Source organism: Paenarthrobacter sp. Y-19 (genome assembly GCF_029223985.1).
Taxonomy (GTDB): domain Bacteria; phylum Actinomycetota; class Actinomycetes; order Actinomycetales; family Micrococcaceae; genus Arthrobacter; species Arthrobacter nicotinovorans.
Window position 1 is genome coordinate 2,144,855 of sequence record NZ_CP119414.1, and the last position, 19,188, is coordinate 2,164,042.

Sequence of the window (19,188 nt, forward strand, 5' to 3'; positions counted from 1 at the left end):
CGAGTGAGCCGGCCGCACTGCGCCGCATGCGGCCACCACCACACGGAACGATGCCAAGCCATCACCCACGATGCTGCAACGGACGGAGCCATCAAGTGCGGATGTCACGGGAATTCTGTCAGTCGTGGTCGATAGCCTGAGGATGTGACGGAACCGTCACAAACATCTCTGAAAGGAATAGCCGTGAGCAATGAACACACGGAATCGCAAGGCAACGAGTTCGCAAAAGATCCCGATGGATATACGCACGAAGACCTCGTGGCCCAGGACTACATACTGGAAATGATGCTTGTTGCCGCCATGGGCGAAGGCGATGATTCGGATACCGAGTTTTCGCTCACACTAGTCATCGACGGGGTGACTGTTACAGGCACGGCGATAAGTGCAAAAGCGTGGGCAAAGGGCGTGGCGGGACAGATGGGAGAGGCAAAACAAGCTGCAGCCGAGTTCGAAGACTTCGTAGCTGGCATCTATACCGCGAAATCCACTGAAGCAGACCGACGAGCCGAATCTGGCCTAAGAGTACCGCCCATGAATTTCGTCCACATGAGGGATGCCGTGGTGGGCAATGGATTGGGAGCATATCCTGTACCGCTTTGGCGTGGCAGCCTACGAAAGCTGAGTGGATGGACGCTTGGAAGAATCACGCGTGCTGACAACAAACAATAGACAGTTGGTGCGGCGCCAACTAACTGACGCCGCACAACTCAACTACCTCAGAAGCTCGTGCAGGACGACAGCGACGACAGTCCGTAACAGGCAGAACACACCTGCGATGAGCGAAGACTGGCGGCGGCTGTTGCAGTTCGGGCAGTGTTTCCGGGAGCGGCTGGGAGCCATGAGTTTTCATCCTTCTGCGAGCGAACGCGAAGGCGGCTGTTCATGGCAAAGGAAGCACCTAGATTGCCATGGGGCATTATTGGTGCCTACGATGACCAAGAACAACCAACTTCGAATTCGTTGTTCTGGTGGCCGGGCCCCCTCTGTTTTGACGGACGAGCGGGGGCGCCGGCCTCTTACGATTAACAGCTTAGATGCCACGATGGACACAATGCTGACTACTGCCCAGCTAGCGAGTAGATGCATGGCCCAAGGTTGTTTGAACGGTTGAAACATCTGTAAACACCGTTTGCCCCCAACGCCCCCGCTACGGCGCGGAATGAGTTTTTCGGGGTGTTTACACAACGGCGCCAAACGAATGTGACCTAAATGTTATAGACGGATGTCATAGGGGTGGTGGACCGTCCCACCCAAGATCAAGGAGTGGACAGTAGTGGCCAGTGACCCGAGGTTCGCGCCTGGGCAGATCGTGAAAGGTAAGACGATCTGCGGTGCGAAAAACAAGCAGGAGAAACCATGCGGACTCTCCCCCGCCGCTGGCGCCAAAAGGTGTGGCCGCCATGGAGGCAACTCCCCGCAGGCAAGGAAGGCTGCCGAACGGCGGGTCGCTGAAGCGCAGGCCCGGGTAGAACTGGAAAGAGGTGTGAGAACCCTCGGCCTGCCCATCGACATAGACCCCGGCAAAGCCCTGTTGGATGAGATCCACTGGACCGCCGGCCACGTCGCCTGGCTGCGAGAAAAAGTGCAGGAACTTCCGGATGAAGAGATGGTCTGGGGCAAAACCCTCCACCGTGCAGGTGTTGGACCGGAAGGACCGGTTGATGTCAGCGACCACAAAGCCGCCCCGAACGTCTGGTACGAGCTGTACATGAAGGAACGCGACCACCTCGCGAAGGTCTGCGCCCTCGCACTCAAAGCAGGTATCGAGGAACGCAAGGTCAAGCTGGCAGAGTCCCAGGGCGCACTCGTTGCCGAGGCTATCCGGCGGATCCTCGCAGCGCTCAACCTCACCCCCGCCCAGCAGGCCATGGTGCCGGAAATCGTCCCCCAACAGCTCCGTCTTCTTGCCGGAGGAGTCTAAGCCTCCGTCTTTTCCTGAGTGTCGATAGGCGCGTCCAACGTATCCGCATCACCTCCTGCACTGCTGGCTGGCTCCTCCTCGTCCGGGTACTTGAACCACTGCAGTCCGCCTGCGATCATCAACCCTCCGCCAAAGAAGGCAACTATCGCAACGAAGATGTACGCCCACGGCCACGACAAGGCAAGCATGATCAACAGGTACAGAGAGACGGAGGTCAACACCGCGACGAAAATCAAGGCCACGCGTCCTGACCAGTTGGCCTGGCGGCTTTCCTTTCGGATCATTTCCTTTGAGTACTTGGCGGCCTGGAACTTAATAAGCCTTTCGATGGATTCACGCGCATCCTCAGGAAGGGAGTCGTACAGTTTCGCGTTCTGCTTCATCGCGTGCACAGCCGAGGGGTCCTGCCTCTCATTGCGAAAATTGATCCAAAGGCTGGCCGCCGGGACAATCAGCGAACTCATCAGAGGGGCGAGCTTGATAGTCCAATTCAGAATTTCATCCACCAAGAAATCATAGTTTGCTTAGCAAGTTGCAATTAGAAACGGCAGGGAAGCGCATTGTAGATGTTAAACTGGCGCTTGGTAAAGGTCTCGGGGATTGGGGAGTGTTTTGGGGGCGATCATGCACGTAGGTCAGGTCATCACGGGTGGAAGTCAAAGCACTGGCTCACCCGGCACAGAATGCGGGAACTGCGAAGTACCCCTGCATGATGGGTACACTCTCTGCCACGACTGCACCATCCCACTCGAGGAGGATCTCCGCGCTGTCGCCGGGGTATGGGAAGACATTCTGGTCACCTCCGCCCGCATGGACGTCGGAGCGCAGCAGGTCGGCGGCGGATCCCACGTAGGATCGCGGCCGCCGGCCAACCTTGACGCCCTGGACAAAGCCCAAACCCTCCGCGTCATCCTTGGCGGGTGGGCCTCCCATCTCCCCACCATCGGCCCCCTAGGCGAACCGCCCGTCATCGCAAGGTGGCTACTCACCCAGATCCCCCTCATCCGGAAGATGGAATGGGCCGCCACCCTGGACGAAGAACTCCGGGCTGCACTCAACGACTGCCGTCACGCCACAGACCGGAGTGCGGAACAGGTCAGCCTCGGCGAATGCTGGAACGAGATCGAAGGGCTGCCCTGCGGCGGGACCATGATGTCCATCGTCGGCGGGAAGATCGCCAAGTGCAGGCTCTGCGGCGCCACAGACGGCAGCAGGGAACGCCAGCAATGGCTCATCAGCGAGGCGTGGCACGTCCAAGCCTTCCTACCGGACATCGCCCGCTGGCTCACCACCTCCGGGCACGCACGCATCGACATCAAGAAGGCCCGCAACTGGGTCAACGCAGGCAAACTGGAGCCTGACGCATGCGACCTGGACACCCGCCGGGAGCTTTACACCCCCGCCGCTGTCATCGCCGCGTATAGGGACACGCCCACTGGCAGGCGTGAGCAACTAGAACTTGCCAGTTAGACGCTTGACAGTTGCCAAAATAATCCATAGTCTTTTCATGATGCGAATAGTGGCTTTGGGGCTAACCATTGCAACACGACTGAACCCGCCTTCCCCCCATTTGAGGCGGGTTCTTTCGCGTCCGGGGACGGGTCAACACGTGAACCACGGACACTGTGAAGGCCGGCCGGGGCTCCCATCTTTCAGGCCCTGCAATGGACGGACCTGCCCAAGAACGTCCCCCACAACTGAATAGCCCTGGTACACATGGCCGGGGAGGGCTGTAGCTCAGGGTTGAGCAGCGACGAGAGTCGAAGGCCGGGTTCGAATCCCGGAAGCCCACGGCGGACTAGGCATTCCGGCATGGCACCAGCCAGACCCAAGTAGAGGCCTCGGGAAGCGCCCGCTACAGCGCTGCATCGTCCCGGCCAGTTCCGAGCCGCGCTGGGCGGCAGTCACCACGGGACCATATGGCTGGCACCAAAACCGGGCACTGATCAGCAACTGGCGGTAGAAACCAGCGGATCACTTTCCACCCAGCGCGGCGGCTGGGCAAGACCGCCGAAACGCCGGACCCCGCCACGGTGCACCACGGCGGGGCCTGGCACCAACAGGACTAGTTCGACGGACCCGGGTTGATTGTCTTCGCGTAAGTCTTCAGCAGGCTTTTGAACCGCTCGCCTTGCGGGTTATAGAACCAGTACTGAATCCCGTCTTGCTTACAGTCGGCAGCGAGGATCACTTCTTCGTTCTCAAGGCCTTCGTTTATGACGTAGTTCGGCATTTCTCTCCTCAAATGTGTTTGTAGGCCCGTTTGAACCCCACTCTTTCTATCAGCCTCGGAGGTACCCGTGACCATCGACATGTGGGAGCACGCGGCCCGCATGTTCGAGCCGGTAACGCCCAAGTGGGCAACTCCTGGTGATCTTGCTGCATCACTGGATCCTCGCACCCGGCAGACACCAGCGCTGGACCTGATTGACGCCGAGCTTGTGCGGGCCTTCAACACCCCTGATTCGCGTCTGATCATTTCCATGCCGCCGCAGGAGGGCAAGTCACAGCGTGCGTCCCGGAGGTTCCCTCTGTGGTGCCTCACCCAGAACCCTGACCTTCGTATCGCCATCGCCTCCTATGAGATGAACACGGCCCGCCGCTGGGGCCGCACCATCCGTGACGACATCGCCCAGAACGCTGAACAGATCGGCATCCGCGTCCGTGACGACCTGTCCGCGCAGGGTGAATGGCAACTTGCAGGCCACGACGGCGGCGTCTACTCCGCCGGTGTTGGTGGCGCGCTGACGGGCCGCCCTGTGGATCTGATGATCATCGATGACCCTGTGAAGGGCCGCGAACAGGCTGACTCCCCCACGATCCGTGAAAAGACGTGGGACTGGTGGACGGACTCAGCCTCGACCCGTCTCGCGCCAGGCGCACCGGTCATCCTCATCCTGACCCGCTGGCACAACGACGACCTCGCAGGCCGCCTCCTCGCCGCTGAGGACGGCAAACGCTGGCGGGTAGTCAACATCCCCGCCCAAGCCGACCACAGGCCAGAGCGCGGCGAAACAGACCCCCTCAACCGGGAACCCGGCGAGTTCATGCTCTCCGCCCGCGACAGCGAAAAAGCCAAACGCAACTGGCCCCGCATCAAGATCCAAGCCGGCCCCCGCACATGGGCCTCCCTCTATCAGGGCCGCCCAACCCCAGGCGAAGGCGGGATCTTCCCAGCCGAGTGGCGCCGCTACACCGAACGCCTCCACATCGACCGTGCCGACGGCACATGCTGGGTGCCAGGTATCGGCCGTGACGATCACGAACTGGTGCAGTCCTGGGACTTCACGTTCAAGGACACCAAAGCCTCTGACTACGTCGTGGGCCAAGTGTGGCTGCGCGTGGGTGTCACAGCGTACCTGCTGGACATGGTCCGGGCACGGCTGAACTTCAACGACTCCTGCAACGCCATGCTCGCCCTCACCGCGAAGTGGCCGCAGGCGCTGGCGAAGTTCGTCGAAGACAAGGCCAACGGCCCGGCTGTGATGAACTCCCTCGCTCAACGGGTACCGGGCATGATCCCCATCGAACCGGAAGGGTCGAAAACAGCCAGGGCGAACGCGATCTCACCGTTCGCTCACGCGGGCAACATCGTTCTCCCGGACCCGTCGATCCTCCCGAACGTCGAGGAACTCGTCGAGGAAGCCAAATCATTCCCCGCCGGCGCCCATGACGACACGATCGATGCCATGTCACAGGCCACCAACCGGCTCCTCCTCATGCCCCTCACCGATGGGCTGCATGACCAGATCGAACCGGACGTCTACGAAGAAGCGGACCTGAGAGGGTACGCGATCACCCCGTACTGATAGGAGGGCCCTGTGCCTGGCATCATGGAAGCCCTCGGACTCAAGAAGGCCGCAGAGCAGGAACCTACCGTCGAAGCGTGGCGGTTGGAGGACGCGGCCTACCGGCTGGAGACGGCGAACGAGAACCTCGCCCGGCTGCAGCTCATGTACGAGGACGCCGGCTGGGAATCCCTCACCGCCGTGGGGCAGCGCGAGTTCACCCGTGAAGGGCTGACCCGCAACGCTGACCTGTGCCGGGTGATGTTCGTAGCGAACCCTTTGATGAAGCGTGGCCTCGGGATCCGCGCCTCTTACGTCTTCGGGCAAGGTGTGGAGATAAACGCCCGCGCCACCGGCGACGACGGCGAACAGGACGTCGAATCCGTTGTCCAGGCGTTCCTGGACGACGAAGGCAACCGCGACGCCGTAACCGGCGCACAGGCTCGGATCTCCTTGGAGAATGACCTGGGCACGGACGGCAACGTGTTCCTCGCCCACTTCACGAACCCCCTCACGGGGAGGGTGAAGGTCCGGCCTCTCCCGTTCGATGAGATCGTGGAGATCATCTCAGAGCCCGGTGACAAGACCACCCCGTGGTTCTACCGTCGCCGCTGGGTTGAGACCACCCTCACGAACACGTTCGGTTCCCTGAGCCGCGAGTACGAGGCCCTGTACCCGGCGCTGAAGTACCAGCCGCTCACCAAGCCGAAGTCCTTCAACGGCGTGGAAGTGCGCTGGGAATCCCCAGTGCTGCACGTCAAGGTCAACCCTTACGGTTCCAAAGTGTGGGGCGTCGGTGATGGGTTCGCCGCTTTGCCGTGGTGCCGCTCCTACAAGGAGTTCCTTGAGGACTGGGCGACGCTGTGCCGGGCGCTTTCCCGTATCGCGTTCCGTGCCTCATCCTCGAAGGCCAAGGCCTCCCAGGTGCAGCGTGCCGGGCTGGAAGCGATCAACAAACTCGGTGCCGGCTCCTCAGTCTCGCTGGGTGAAGGGCAAACGCTGGAGGCTGTCCCGAAGACGGGCGCCACACTGGACTCCGAGTCCGGCCGGCCACTGGCGGCTATGGCTGCTGCCGCGTTCGGTGTGAACGTGACCATCCTCCTCGCGGACCCGGGCGTTACCGGGAGCCGGGCGACAGCCGAAACCCTTGACCTTCCGCAGCGGCTTGAACTCATGGGCCGTCAAGAGGTCTGGGCCCAGGCGTACCGGGCTTCCTGCGGCTACGTCATCGAGCAGGCTGTCATTGCTCCCCGGGGGCCACTCAAGGGCACGGTGGAGCGTGACGGCGACAGGCTCCTTGTGGATCTCGGCGACACTGACCCCACGGTTGAAGTGATCTGGCCGGACCTTGAAGAGGTGCCCGTTGACACCCTCATGCAGGCCATTGAACGCGCTGATGGTATGGACGTCCTGCCTCCGGTGGAGAAGTTCAAGCTTGTCCTGCGTGCTCTCCGTGTGCGCGACATCGATGACCTGCTGGAGTCCATGGTGAACGACGCTGGGGAATTCATTCCTCCATCCACGGGAACGGACGCCGCGGCCGGGAACCTCGCCGCGCAAGCGTTCCGTGACGGGAAGGACCCAGGCGCAGCTTTGAAGTAGGAGGTCACGTGGCGATCACTCAGGAAACCCTGCGGATCGTCGCTGACCTCCGCACACGCTTGGAACGCATGACAGACATGCAAACCCTGGCCCTTACCCGGGCATGGGTGGAAGCATGGGACGCTCTCGCGCCCAGCTTCCAAGCCGCTGTCGTGGATCTCATGGCGCAGGCAAAGGACGGCACAGTGTCCCGGGCTGTGGTTGCCCGGAATGTCCGGCTGCGGGACGCGATGCAGACCGCACGGACCATGCTCGATGCCCTCGCCGCGCAAACAAACACCGTAGTCGTGAACGACATGAGCGCCGCGGTACTCGACGCGTTGGACACACACGCCGCGCTCATCGGCTCGCAACTGCCATCGAACGCTTCCCAGCTTGGGGTTACGTTCACGCGCATGTCACCGGAGGCGCTGGCCGCCATCGTGGAGCGGACCACGCAGCGGATCCATTCCAGCACCCGCCCGTTGCCGGCGGATGTTGAGCGGGTCATGAAGCGTGAACTTATCCGTGGGATAGCCGTGGGTGACAACCCCACCAAGACGGCCGCCCGGATCATGAAGCAAGCCGAGGGCAGGTTCAACGGCGGACTCACCCGGGCACTCACCATCGCCCGAACTGATACTCTCGACGCGCACAGGGAAGCCACGCAAGCGTCAGAGAAGGCCAACAAGGCGATCCTCGAAGAGTGGGAATGGCATGCTGCCCTAACCGCGAGGACGTGCCCGTCCTGCTGGTCCAAGCACGGCACCCGCCACCCTTTGGACGAGGCGGGCCCGAACGATCACCAGAACGGCCGCTGCGCCCGCGTAACGGTGACGAAGTCATGGAAAGAGCTTGGCTTCAACATCAAAGAACCAGCGCCTGTGACACCGGACGCTGAAACGGTCTTCAACAACCTCACCCCGGAAACCCAGCAGGCCATCATGGGCCGTCAACGCCTGGAGCTGCTGCAATCAGGTCAGGTCAGTTGGGCGGACCTGTCCACCAAACAGTCAACGGCTGGTTGGCGGGACTCCTACACCGCAACCCCGGTCAAAGCCCTGATCAGTCGCTGAGGCCCGGTTCGTACTGCACAGCCCCGCACCATTTGCAGCTCACTTCGAGGGACCCGCCGCTGGAACGCAAGTGGATCACTGACGCTTTCCACTCGTGGCCCGGGCACTCCCCAGGCACACCAACACTGTCGTTCCGGTCATCAAGGCCCACACAACCATTCTAGGAGGCTGTCAATGGCCAAGCTCATCACCGAGGCCGGCAAGCTCAGCACCCCATCCGAAACCGGAAAACTTCTCATCACCCTCATCACCCCCGGGTGGGGTTCCTCCGGCTACTACTCGGACAAGGTCCTCGAGCAGGCGGCCAAGGACAAGGTCTTCCCGGCCGGCACACAGATGCACATCGACCACATGTCCTCCTCGGATGAGTTCGAGCGCCCTGCAGGGTCACTCACGACTCTTGCCGCGGTGCTCGAAGAGGACGCCGTTTGGGATCCGACCTACGTGGATGAGGAGACAGGCAAGAAGGGGCGCCTCGCCGCCCCCGCTCTCCTCGGGTCCAAGTACCGGCCGGAGATCACGGAGTTCGCCAAGTACATCGGCACGTCCGTCGCTGTCGGCGTGGACATGAAAGCTGGCGAAGCTGAGGGCAGGCGCGGGCAGATCATCGAAGCGATGTACCCGCACAAACTCAACCGCGTCGACTTCGTCACTGTCGCCGGGCGCGGCGGGAAAATCGACAAAGTCATTGAAGCGTTCGCCGGTAAAGCGCACGAGGTAACCGCCAATGACCTGCGCTCACAGCTCCGTGACCTGGTCCGTGGCGCTTACGGCGACGAGCAAACCTATGTGTGGCTCGAAGACTACGACGAAGCCAATGTGTGGTTCAGCCTCCAAGGCGACACCCAGCCCGCCACCTACCAGGTCGGATACACCGTCGCCGACGACGTCGCCGAACTCAGCGGCGACTCGACCGAGGTCCGCAAAGTCACCACATACGTCCCCGTCACCCCAGCCGCAGAGGCTGCCCAAGATTCCGTCCCGAACCCGGCGACGGTTACCGAAAATCAGGAGGAAGCCACCATGGCAACCATTGATGACGCAGAGCTCAAGCAGCTCCGCGAAGCCGCCAGCCGGGCCACCGCGCTGGAAGCAGAGAACACCAACCTCAAGACTGACAACGCCAAGCTCGCCAGCGACAACCGCAAGGCCGCTGCCGAGGCCATCGTCGCTGAAGCGTTCGGCGACGTCGACGCGAAGGTCACGCGGGCGTCCCTCGTCTCCGCTGCCCTGGCCGCTGAGTCGTTCGACCCGAAGGCCCTCAAAGACACCGCCGTTGAGGCTGTCGCAGAGATCCGCGCCGAACGCGGCGAAGGCAACGTCCACGGCGCAGGCCAGACCACCGCGCCAGCCCAGGAAGCGGCCGTCACGGTCTCTGACGCGGACATCCTCAAGGCCCTCAAGGGAGGCAACTAAGCCATGAAGAACCAGCGCTACACCAACGCCAAGCACATCGAAGTCACCTTCCCGTACGACCGGCTCTCCGGTGAGCCCGTCCGTGTCGGTTCCATCTGCGGCGTCGCGGTGAAGGACACCAAGGCCGGCGAACGCGGCACGATCTGGCTGGACGGTTCCTATGACCTGACCGTCACCGGCGCCGTCGCGTCCGAGGGCCTGCCCGTGTACATCACCGCGGCCGGCGCCCTGAACGTGACCGCCACCGGCAACTACCGCTTCGGCACTTCGCTCGGAACCAAGTCCGCAGCGGCCGGGCCCCTCGAAGTCGCCCCCATCGGCTACACCGACCAGACCGCCGTTGGCGCGTAAGGAGACCTGACATGAATGTTCTGAACACCGGCGACATCCTCGCCAAGGAGGGCTTCCGTATCGCCCCCACCGTCCGGGCACGGATCCTCGAAGCAGCGAAGCTGTTCAACGAGGGCGTCGCGGGCAAGTCCGCGGCCGCAGAGTTCCGCATGAAGGAAGCATTCAGCACCTCGGACTTCCCCCTGCTCCTCGGTGCCGCGTTCCAGGTCGAGGCCCGTGACCGCTACCAGGAAACCACCCCGGAATGGCAGACCATCGCCCCGGAGAAGAAAGTCGTCGACTTCCGCCCCGCGAAGGTCATCGACGTCAACGGCGGACGTGACGCGTTCGAGGACGTCGCCGAAGGCGAAGAGTACAAGGGACGCTCCCTCACCGAGGCCGAGTTCACCTTCAAGGCTGGCAAGACCGGTAACGCTTTCGGGCTGACGTTCGAGGCACGGAAGAACAACCAGTACTACCAGCTCCTGGACTTTCCCGGACGCTTCGGCACCTCCGCCCGCGCCACCGAAGACGCCAAAGTCTTCGGCACCTTCGTGGACGTCAACGGCCCGATCACGTCGTTCTTCGGGACGGTCGCGAACAAGACCCTCACTGACGTGAACCTGCTGGCCGCGTACAAGACGTTCGTGTCCCGCAAGAACGCTGATGGCTTGCCCATCAACTTCGGCGGCCGCCCGATCAACCTCGTGGTTCCCCCGGCTCTGCAGTTCGAAGCCGAGGCCCTCGTGAACGAACCGGTCGTTTCCGCCGGTGGCACGGCCACGAAGAAGAACCCCCTCTTCGGGAAGTTCAACGTCGTGGTGTCCTGGCGTCTGGCCGTCATCGACCAGTCCGCCAACGTGAACACCACGTGGTACCTCTTCGCTCCCAAGGAATCCGACTTCGCCGCTCTCGGCAAGGTCACCATGGTCGGCGAAGAGACCGTGGACATCCGAGTGAAGCGTGACCAGGGCGAACGCCCGGACGGCGGCGCCATCGGAATCGAAGAGGGTTCGTTCAACGACGACACCATCTGGTACCGCGGCCGCCACATCACCGGCGGCGCGAAGCTCGACACCACGGGCGCCTACGCCTCCACCGGCACCACCGCGTAACAGCGCACCACCCCGGTGCCGGGGTGACAAATAGGGCAAATCAACCCCACCCCGGCACCACTCCAAACTTCATAGGAGGCACCAATGGCCATCGACTTCACCACTGACGTTGGTAAGGTCCGCCTCCTCATCGCGGATCTTGACGAGACCTCCTTTGTCGTCAGTGACGACATCATCGGCGGGTACCTCGTCCTCAACGACGACAGCACGCTCCTTGCTGCCGCTGACTCCCTGGATGCCATCGCCACGTCCGAGGTGCTGCTGGGCAAGAAGATCCGCACGCAGGACCTCGCCACGGACGGTCCCGCCGTTGCTGCCGAGCTACGGGCACAGGCCGCCAAACTTCGTGCACGGCACGCTGACGACAACGGAACGGGAGCATGGTTCGACGTCGTCGGATACTCCCCCGCCCCGCACGCTGAGGGCGAGGAGTACAGGCTGTGAGCCCACTCCCCGGATACAAGGTCATCCCGCCGCGCTGGGCCGAGCACCACCGCCCCATCGCCGTCGCCACGATGACGTCCCCCTGCACCATCACCCGCACAGGAACTGGCCCACCGCCCTACCCCGTCCCGGAGGGCTGGACCGGGGAAGCCACACTCTGGCCGCCAGAAGGTCAGCAAGGCCTTTGCCGACTGCAGGAACTCAACCGGGCAAGCGCCCCGATCCCGGGCGAGCAACCCACGCAGCTCCGCGACTACCTCGCGGTACTGCCCGTGGAAGTACTCCAAATCGTCCGTGCTGGCGAAAACGGGGACACCCTCCACGTCGCCGGGCGCCGGTACAAGATCCAACAGGCCATGCACGGCTCCCAGCTCTGGGAAGCGGACCTCATCTGCCAGGACAACCAAACCCAGCAAAACCCGTAGGAGGCAGCGGTGGGAGCAAACATCAGTTCCCTTGAACTCCTGTATGCGGATCTCGGAGGCGCGAGCAAGCGTGTGGTGGAGATGTCCAAGGTGGTCATCAAGAAGACCGCACTGGACATCGAACGCAACGCCAAAGCCATCGTGCCCGTGGACACCGGCAACCTGAAGAACAGCATCGGCCACTCAGACATGCGGATGCTGTCCTCTGAGCACCTGCAGGTGGACATCGGCCCGACCGCGAACTACGGCCAGTACGTCGAGTTCGGCACCTCCGTGCAAGCACCCCAAGCTTTCATGGGCCCGTCGCTGGATAGGTTCTCCGGCCAGTTTGAGCAGGCCATGGCGCAGCTCGGGGCGGAGGCCCTCGGTGGTTGATATTGATGCGCTGACGAAGCAGGTCACCGCGGCTGAGGACGAGATCACAGGGACCACGAACTATGACGGGTTCGTCCCCACAGGAGTACCGCAGTCCGGCGGGTACGTCCTCCCCTACTTCGTCAACTGGTTCGGCATCGGTGACAACCCCGACGAGACCACAGCCGACGGCAAACAGCACGCAGACACTCTGGTCTGGGACTTCCAAATCACCGCGGTCGCGTCCAACGCTGCAGCCTGCCGGGCAGTAGCGCAGGCACTGAAGCAGAAGCTCATCAACATGCAGGTCGGCACCGGAACACTCCGCCTCAACCCCGATGGCTTCAACCAGCAATCCCCCATCCTCGACGCCTCAGTCACCCCAGCCCGCCTCATGCTGCCCATCCAGTGGCGGCTCACAACCAACTAGGAGACAGCCATGGCAGACGAAAACTTTGTCACCGCGGTAGACACCAACGGCAAGAAACGCCGGGTCCCCCGGCACTACCTGGACAACCCGGCATTCGGGTACAAGCTCCCGCCCTCCACACGAGCGCAGGAACCGGCCACTCCGGCCAAAGCACGAGTAACTGAACCGGCCAAGCCGGAGAACACGAAGGAGATAGCCAATGAAAAGGGCATCTGACGGTAAGTGGAAGGCAACCCTTCTCACCTCTGCACCGGCTGACGAAGCCAACCCCACAGCCCTCGAGCTGAACGCAGGAATCGAGATCTCCTGCAACATCCTCGACTCGGACAAGGCATGGTCGAACACCGCCTCGGCGACGTTCGATGAGAAGCCCGCCTGCGTTGAAGGGCAGGTCCTAGCCCTGGGCGCGTCGAACTTCGACCTTGGCCTGACGTTCCTCCGCGAATACCTCGAGGCCGGCGGCCCCGACGTCGCAGGCGAGGACGCCGGTTACCAGGCGGTCAAGACCAAGGGCTCCGAAGTGTGGATCTACGCACGCGAAACGGACAAGAAGTCCACCGCCGCGTGGGCCACCGGCGACGAGTCCTACCTCGGCGGCCGTGTCCAGGCTGACGCTTCCGCCCGCGTGAACAACGAGGGCAACATCAAGCGCCGGGTCACGTTCCTGCCGCAGGCCATGTACGAGAACATCACGGTCGCCTAGTGCTGACCCAGAACGTTCCCGTTCTCGCTGGCACGGCACCGACGTTCGCGGCGCCGTCTGCCAGTGACACCGCGCAGGTTGGTGCGCTACTGATCGTGAAGAACGGCAGCGGAGCATCAATCAACGTCACGCTGGTTACACCGTCCACCCTGCCCACGGGTGACGCGTACCCGGACAAGGTGTATGCCGTCGCTGCTGGTACTGAGAAGTGGATCCCGGTGCTCAAGGAGTACCGGAACTCTTCCGGTGTTGCTGGTGTGACTTTCTCCGCTACCGCTTCGGTAACGGCCGCGGTCATCAACCGCGTGTAGTAACTCCCGTGGTGCGCGTGATTCAGGCTCCGCGCACCACGGGCCACCACCTTTCTAGAGCCTGCCCACCACAAACCCCTCACCTTAGGAGCCTGAACCCCTATGACTACCACCCCCGAGACTTTCGACGTTGAAGCCTGGCTCACTGACGCTGCACTCCCCGAAGAGTCCGCCGTCGTGTACAAGCGTGCCGACGTGATCTCCGAACTCACCGATTTGAAGCGCCGCATCGAGCTGGCCCGGGCTGAGGAAGCCGAACCGGACTTCGAACGCACGGCCACGCAGGCGCTGCCGTCGCAGGCGCTGGCTGACGAATACGAAGCCCTGCTGAAGACGTTCTCTGACTCCGCACTGACCGTCTACGTGCAGGCACTGCCGCAGGCCACCATCGACGCCATGCGGGCCAAAGCCGCTGAGGACTTCGCTGACGTCGAGAGCACGAAGGCGAACGTCGAGTTCGGTTACCGGCTCATCGCCGCGTCCATCGTTGCCGTGAAGCCTGCGAACGGTGAACGCGTCCCAGCTTCGTTCACGCCCGAGTCACTCAAGGCGTTGGAAGAGGCTGTCGGTGTCCCACAAGTGCAGCTCATCACCATCGCACGGAAGAAGGCACAGGATCTCGTGCCTGAAGTGGACGCCGATTTTTTGCACAAGCCCTCTGGCACGGCAACTGGCCGGGAGTAGTCCGGGTCCTCAAAACCGCCAGGGACCACGGTAAACCTCCATCGCATTGGTTCAGCCGTAACCGTGGCGAATGGATGGAACGCGACTACGTCCTAACACTGGCGCTGACCATCTATGAGGACGGGCTCTGTGGCTGCGGGCAACCTGCGGCCATCGCTCATCATCCGGATAACGACGGCTGGTACGACGCGCACAAGATCCAATGCCACTCCTGCGCAGCCCGCGAACGAGCAACCACAGGCGCCGGGACGCAGCCGTACAAGCCAGACCCGGGCGAGAAAGTCTTCACCAGCTACGAACGGCCAGAAGACCAGCCACTACCGCCGCGCTGAGCGCCTTTGCAGGTAGCCAATCACCACGAGGACGAGACCCACCAAAACGCTGAGCAAGGGCGGCGTCGGCCCGTTCGCGCCGCCAACCAGCGCCACCACGACAGCCAGGACTGCGATCACCGAACCCAAACCAATCAAGGTATCGCCGGGTTGCTTCTTGCGGGTCTCGTTCTCGTTGGCCATGGGCTGATTCTGCCACACCCAATTTCATACAGGAGGCCCCGTTGACGACTCGATCCCATGTTGTCCGGTTGGAAGCGGAGGTCAGCAAGTACACCGCTGGCATGGGCAAGTCCGAGGTTGCCACTAAGAAGGTCATCGACACGGCCACTGCCCTGGGCAAGGCCGTCGATGAGGTCTTCGAAAAGTCCGGCGACGGGAAGCAAGCCAAGGAACTTGCCGAGCTGGCGGCCGCGCATCAGAAAGCAGCGAAAGCTGCGGGCCTTCATTACAACGCCACCGGCGAACTGGAGGACGCCAACAAGCGCGTACTGACCAGCGCCCAAGCATCCGCCCACGGCCTGGACTCCTTCAGCGAAGCCGTCTACAAAACCAGCTTCGAAACCGAGCAGGCAGCGGAAGCCCAGAAAAGGCACTACGCCTCACTGGAAAAGGTCGGCCAAGTCGCGGCCATCACTGGCGCGGCGATCATGGCCGGCGTTGCCGTGTCGATCAATGCGTACGCAGACTTCGAACAGCAGATGTCGCAGGTTGACGCGGCGACGCACGAGACCGCCGCGAACATGGATCTGCTGCGGGCAGCTTCCGTGGAGGCTGGAGCTGACACGGCGTTCTCTGCGAAGGAAGCGGCCCAAGGTGTTGAAGAGCTGGCTAAGGCTGGCGTCTCAACAGGTGACATCCTCTCTGGTGGCCTGAAAGGGTCTCTGGACCTTGCCGCCGCCGGAAACCTCGGCGTCGGCGAGTCCGCCGAAATTGCAGCTTCCGCGCTTACGCAGTTCAAGCTCAAGGGCGACAAGATCCCCCACCTCGCTGACTTGCTGGCCGCTGGTGCTGGCAAGGCCCAGGGATCGGTGCAGGACCTCGGTCAGGCACTGAACCAGGCTGGTCTGGTCGCTGCCTCCACCGGGCTCTCCATTGAGGAGACCACTGGTGGGTTGGCTGCGTTTGCGTCGGCGGGTCTGATCGGTTCGGACTCGGGCACGTCCTTCAAGACGATGCTTATGGCGTTGACGCCGAACTCAGCGGCCGCCGCTTCGGAGATGAACAAGCTGGGCATCTCCGCGTACGACTCGCAGGGCAAGTTCATTGGCCTGTCAAAGTTCGCCGGGAACCTGCAGGAGTCCATGCGTGGGCTCTCGGATGAGCAACGCAACGCGTCCATGAAGATCATCTTCGGATCTGACGCCGTTCGTGCCGCGAACATCCTGTACGAACAGGGTGCCGCTGGGATCCAGGGTTGGACAGACAAAGTCAACGACTCCGGCTTTGCTGCGGACACGGCCCGCCGTAAGCAGGACAACCTGCGCGGCGATCTGGAGAAGCTCGGCGGTTCAATTGATACCGTCCTGATTCAGTCCGGGTCTGGGGCCTCGCAGGCTTTGCGAGGCCTTGTGCAGGGGCTCGAGGACGTCGTTGACATAGTCGGGCAGGTACCGGCCCCGGTCCTGTCCGTGGCCACAGGCTTCGCCGCGGTCCTCGGTGGCGCCGCCCTGCTCGGTGGCGGACTCATCACCGTCATCCCGAAAATTCGGGACACCAAGGAAGCGCTGGAGGTTCTGGCCCCAGCTGGGTCCAAGGCCAACAGTGTGCTTTCCAGGACGGGCCGGATCGCGGCAGGAGCGGCGACAGGGCTTGCAGCCGTCGCGGCAGCGTCCGCTATCGCAGCTCCGGCGCTGGATAAGATCCTCGCCCCGACAGGGGAAACCGCTGACGCGTTGGAGAAGTTCTCCGGGCAAGCAGCTCAAGGGGCTGTCAGCGCTGATGTTCTGAACAAGTCCTTCCAAGATCTTGTGGAGCACAAGGATGGGGTCAGCGACTTCCAGCAGGCCATCAGCGGAATAGCTGACCCGGGCATTTGGGGCAACATCGACAATGTCGCCACTGACACCATCGGAGTCCTGAGCGTTGGTCTCGTGCAGGTCCAATCAACCTCTGAAAAGGCCCGGGAACGGTTCAAGGAACTCGGGACACAGATAGCTTCCTTGGATGATAAGAAGGCTGCTGCTGCTTTCCAGTCCATGGCTAAGCACACGGATGGCTCATCCGAGTCACTGAAGCGGCTGCTGGAGTTCATGCCAGACTACCGGCGGAAGCTTGAAGAGCAGGCAAAAGCGTCAGGCTACGCCACCGACGATCAGACCCTGCTGAACATCGCGATGGGCAAATTCGCGACCTCAGCCGACTCGGCAGCCTCGGCCCAAGAGGCCTACGCTGAGGCGGCAGAAAAGTCCCAGGCAGCGTCCGAGGAAGTAGCCAAAGCACTCGAGGATATTGGCGTTTCCGCAAGCGGCAGCATCACAGACCTCGTTAAATTCACGGACGCTCTGATCAACGCGGGCCTACTGAACCTCAGCGCCCGGGACGCAGCTCGCGGGTTCGAAGATGCGATCGATGCTGTCACCGCGGCCGTGGCCACAAACGGCACGTCCCTGGACATCAACACGGAACAGGGACGTAAGAACCAAGCTGCCCTGGATGCTGTGGCAGGTGCTGGCCTGCGGGTAGTCAAGGCCAACGCTGAGAACGGCGAGAGTCAGGCAGTGTTGCAGGGAAACCTTCAATCGACCTACGACAAGCTGATCGCAAGCGCTGGCCAGTTTGGCATTACGGGTGACGCAGCAATCGCGTTGGCCCGCGAGGTTTTGAAGGTGCCGCCTGGCGTGAGCATTGAGTCGTGGATGAACGATGCTGCAAAGCGGATGGCTGAGCAGACCAAGGGTGCGATGGACGCCATTGACGGTCGCGTTGTCCGGACTTACACGGTCGCCGAAGAGAAGACAATCAAGATCATCGAGACCCAAGTCCGCGGCGGAGGGTATGAAGATGACCCAGCCATGACAGCTTTGCGGCCCGGGTCGCTCGCCCCGAAGAGGGCGGGTGGCGGTGACCTCGACATGGCCCCGGGCCCTAAGGGCATCGATTCGCAGTTGTTCTTCGGCGCCAAGGGCGAGCACGTCCTAACCGCGTCGGAAGTGGATTTGATGGGCGGGCAACAGGCCGTCTACCGGTTCCGTGCGAACCTTCGGTCCGGGAACATCGCAAGCCACCAAAGCGGTGGCACGATGGGTGTCCCTGCTTCCCCGCATCAGTTCATGCCTTCCGGGTGGAATGCCCCGCAGGCGTCTCCGGTGAACGTGGCGGCCCCGTTCGTGAAGGTCCTCCTTGACGGCAAAGAGATCGGCGCGAAGTTTGAAGTCGTCGCCGGCAACGTCGTCAGTGATGCTGACGCGAACTCACGCTACTACCGGAAGGGGCGGGGATGATTGCTGTAACGGCTGAGCAGCTCCCGGGTGATCCGGCCCCGAAGGCTGGGATTTCGGTCACCGGGCTGGGCATTGGTTCTTCGTTGGTGAATGTATGGCGTATCGCGGACGGGAAACGTAAACCTGTCCGCGGTGCCCGCCGCATCACCATGAACGACGCATCCTTTGTTACTGACTGGGACGTCCCAACAAACCGGTCCGTGGTGTACGAGGTGGAGGTTCTGTCAGGTCCTGGAGGGCCAGCACGTGCCACAGCAGAATCACTGGTGGTGGAGGCCGCGAGTAGCTGGCTCATGGACCCCTTCGTCCCGCAAACTGCGATGCCCATCCTTGGGCAACGGAAGCAGAACGGGGACGTATACCTCCGTGGCCCGGCCTTGTCGGCGCTGGAGTACAGCGCCGACACGTCCATCTTCAACATCATGGGCGACAACGAACCTATCGGCCTGTTCGGGCAGCGGATGGCTGAGAAGGGCCTGGACTTGTCCATGGGCACCCGCTCCGCCGAGGAGAACAAGCGCCTCAAGAACCTCCTGCTATCGACGTCCAGCTTCTTGTTCCGCCCAGGTCCTGAACTCGCCGGGGTTGAGCTGGAGGGCTCCATGTTCATCCTGAACCCCACGGCCGTGCAGGTCCCCATCGACACCTTGTGGGGTGGGGAGATTACGTGGTGGGACTTCAAAGCGGACACGGTGAAGGCTCCAACGTTGAAGGTCCTCACGGCGACATTCACTTACGGCGACGTGAAGATCATGTTCACCACGTACGGGCAGAAGCAGGCGGCCATGGCCGGGCGCACCTATCTGGATGACTTGAAGAACCCCCTCGGATAAGG

23 protein-coding genes and 1 tRNA gene are annotated in these 19,188 nt (G+C 62.4%); 21 read left to right on the forward strand and 3 right to left on the reverse strand.

Annotation, left to right across the window (positions count from 1 at the left end; genetic code table 11):
- The first annotated feature begins 183 nt into the window (after window positions 1-183).
- Together PYR64_RS10000 and PYR64_RS10005 are read left to right on the forward strand one after the other, a co-directional pair.
- Window positions 184-669 (forward strand): hypothetical protein, encoded by a 486-nt coding sequence (locus PYR64_RS10000; protein ID WP_275779675.1) that lies wholly within the window; start codon window positions 184-186, stop codon window positions 667-669.
- A gap of 814 nt (window positions 670-1,483) precedes the next feature.
- Window positions 1,484-1,921 carry a hypothetical protein gene (locus tag PYR64_RS10005; RefSeq protein WP_275779677.1) on the forward strand — a complete coding sequence of 146 codons (438 nt, stop codon included), beginning with the start codon at window positions 1,484-1,486 and terminating at the stop codon, window positions 1,919-1,921.
- On the opposite strand, the gene PYR64_RS10010 is transcribed toward PYR64_RS10005, so the two are convergent.
- Window positions 1,918-2,427 (reverse strand): hypothetical protein, encoded by a 510-nt coding sequence (locus PYR64_RS10010; protein ID WP_275779679.1) that lies wholly within the window; start codon window positions 2,425-2,427, stop codon window positions 1,918-1,920. The two genes, PYR64_RS10005 and PYR64_RS10010, sit on opposite strands and share 4 nt — an antisense overlap.
- 118 nt (window positions 2,428-2,545) lie before the next feature.
- Here PYR64_RS10010 and PYR64_RS10015 point away from each other — a divergent pair, with 118 nt between their 5' ends.
- Both PYR64_RS10015 and PYR64_RS10020 read left to right on the forward strand, forming a co-directional pair.
- Window positions 2,546-3,391, forward strand: a complete 846-nt coding sequence (locus PYR64_RS10015) for a hypothetical protein (RefSeq protein ID WP_275779681.1) — start codon at window positions 2,546-2,548, stop codon at window positions 3,389-3,391.
- Between the two features lie 255 nt (window positions 3,392-3,646).
- Window positions 3,647-3,714 (forward strand) — tRNA-OTHER (locus PYR64_RS10020).
- A 272-nt stretch (window positions 3,715-3,986) separates the two neighbouring features.
- Here the strand turns inward: PYR64_RS10020 and PYR64_RS10025 are convergent.
- A complete protein-coding gene (locus tag PYR64_RS10025) occupies window positions 3,987-4,154 on the reverse strand; it encodes a hypothetical protein (RefSeq protein ID WP_275779682.1) in 168 nt (55 codons plus the stop codon).
- A gap of 67 nt (window positions 4,155-4,221) precedes the next feature.
- On the opposite strand from PYR64_RS10025, the gene terL reads away from it, so the two are divergent.
- The 15 genes from terL (at window position 4,222) to PYR64_RS10100 (ending at window position 14,910) form a co-directional block, all read left to right on the forward strand.
- The gene (terL, locus tag PYR64_RS10030) at window positions 4,222-5,730 is read left to right on the forward strand and encodes a phage terminase large subunit (RefSeq protein ID WP_275779684.1); all 1,509 of its coding nucleotides are present in this window, start codon (window positions 4,222-4,224) and stop codon (window positions 5,728-5,730) included.
- Between the two features lie 12 nt (window positions 5,731-5,742).
- Window positions 5,743-7,311, forward strand: a complete 1,569-nt coding sequence (locus PYR64_RS10035; RefSeq protein ID WP_275779686.1) for a hypothetical protein — start codon at window positions 5,743-5,745, stop codon at window positions 7,309-7,311.
- Window positions 7,312-7,319: 8 nt separating this feature from the next.
- Window positions 7,320-8,366 carry a phage minor head protein gene (locus PYR64_RS10040; protein WP_275779688.1) on the forward strand — a complete coding sequence of 349 codons (1,047 nt, stop codon included), beginning with the start codon at window positions 7,320-7,322 and terminating at the stop codon, window positions 8,364-8,366.
- 174 nt (window positions 8,367-8,540) lie between these two features.
- A complete protein-coding gene (locus PYR64_RS10045) occupies window positions 8,541-9,782 on the forward strand; it encodes a hypothetical protein (RefSeq protein WP_275779690.1) in 1,242 nt (413 codons plus the stop codon).
- Between the two features lie 3 nt (window positions 9,783-9,785).
- A complete protein-coding gene (locus PYR64_RS10050) occupies window positions 9,786-10,133 on the forward strand; it encodes a DUF2190 family protein (RefSeq protein ID WP_275779692.1) in 348 nt (115 codons plus the stop codon).
- 11 nt (window positions 10,134-10,144) lie between these two features.
- Window positions 10,145-11,227: a Mu-like prophage major head subunit gpT family protein gene (locus tag PYR64_RS10055; RefSeq protein ID WP_275779694.1), complete on the forward strand. Its 1,083-nt coding sequence runs from the start codon at window positions 10,145-10,147 to the stop codon at window positions 11,225-11,227.
- A gap of 84 nt (window positions 11,228-11,311) precedes the next feature.
- On the forward strand, window positions 11,312-11,671 hold the full coding sequence (locus PYR64_RS10060) for a hypothetical protein (RefSeq protein ID WP_275779696.1): 360 nt from the start codon (window positions 11,312-11,314) through the stop codon (window positions 11,669-11,671).
- Window positions 11,668-12,096 (forward strand): DUF6093 family protein, encoded by a 429-nt coding sequence (locus PYR64_RS10065; protein WP_275779698.1) that lies wholly within the window; start codon window positions 11,668-11,670, stop codon window positions 12,094-12,096. The genes PYR64_RS10060 and PYR64_RS10065 overlap by 4 nt, the downstream gene beginning before the upstream one ends.
- Window positions 12,097-12,105: 9 nt before the next feature.
- On the forward strand, window positions 12,106-12,471 hold the full coding sequence (locus PYR64_RS10070; protein WP_275779700.1) for an HK97-gp10 family putative phage morphogenesis protein: 366 nt from the start codon (window positions 12,106-12,108) through the stop codon (window positions 12,469-12,471).
- A complete protein-coding gene (locus tag PYR64_RS10075; RefSeq protein ID WP_275779702.1) occupies window positions 12,464-12,880 on the forward strand; it encodes a hypothetical protein in 417 nt (138 codons plus the stop codon). Before PYR64_RS10070 ends, PYR64_RS10075 begins: the two co-directional genes overlap by 8 nt.
- 9 nt (window positions 12,881-12,889) lie before the next feature.
- Window positions 12,890-13,096 carry a hypothetical protein gene (locus tag PYR64_RS10080; RefSeq protein WP_275779704.1) on the forward strand — a complete coding sequence of 69 codons (207 nt, stop codon included), beginning with the start codon at window positions 12,890-12,892 and terminating at the stop codon, window positions 13,094-13,096.
- On the forward strand, window positions 13,080-13,583 hold the full coding sequence (locus tag PYR64_RS10085) for a hypothetical protein (protein WP_275779706.1): 504 nt from the start codon (window positions 13,080-13,082) through the stop codon (window positions 13,581-13,583). Before PYR64_RS10080 ends, PYR64_RS10085 begins: the two co-directional genes overlap by 17 nt.
- The gene (locus tag PYR64_RS10090) at window positions 13,583-13,894 is read left to right on the forward strand and encodes a hypothetical protein (protein ID WP_275779708.1); all 312 of its coding nucleotides are present in this window, start codon (window positions 13,583-13,585) and stop codon (window positions 13,892-13,894) included. Before PYR64_RS10085 ends, PYR64_RS10090 begins: the two co-directional genes overlap by 1 nt.
- A gap of 102 nt (window positions 13,895-13,996) precedes the next feature.
- Window positions 13,997-14,578 (forward strand): hypothetical protein, encoded by a 582-nt coding sequence (locus tag PYR64_RS10095; RefSeq protein WP_275779710.1) that lies wholly within the window; start codon window positions 13,997-13,999, stop codon window positions 14,576-14,578.
- Between the two features lie 74 nt (window positions 14,579-14,652).
- Complete coding sequence (locus tag PYR64_RS10100; protein WP_275779712.1) at window positions 14,653-14,910, forward strand: hypothetical protein; 258 nt, start codon at window positions 14,653-14,655, stop codon at window positions 14,908-14,910.
- Here the strand turns inward: PYR64_RS10100 and PYR64_RS10105 are convergent.
- Window positions 14,896-15,093, reverse strand: a complete 198-nt coding sequence (locus tag PYR64_RS10105) for a hypothetical protein (protein WP_275779714.1) — start codon at window positions 15,091-15,093, stop codon at window positions 14,896-14,898. The genes PYR64_RS10100 and PYR64_RS10105 overlap by 15 nt on opposite strands.
- Before the next feature lie 41 nt (window positions 15,094-15,134).
- Here PYR64_RS10105 and PYR64_RS10110 point away from each other — a divergent pair, with 41 nt between their 5' ends.
- Window positions 15,135-18,353 carry a phage tail tape measure protein gene (locus PYR64_RS10110; RefSeq protein WP_275779716.1) on the forward strand — a complete coding sequence of 1,073 codons (3,219 nt, stop codon included), beginning with the start codon at window positions 15,135-15,137 and terminating at the stop codon, window positions 18,351-18,353.
- Window positions 18,350-19,186 carry a hypothetical protein gene (locus tag PYR64_RS10115; RefSeq protein WP_275779718.1) on the forward strand — a complete coding sequence of 279 codons (837 nt, stop codon included), beginning with the start codon at window positions 18,350-18,352 and terminating at the stop codon, window positions 19,184-19,186. The genes PYR64_RS10110 and PYR64_RS10115 overlap by 4 nt, the downstream gene beginning before the upstream one ends.
- The last annotated feature ends 2 nt before the right edge of the window (window positions 19,187-19,188 follow it).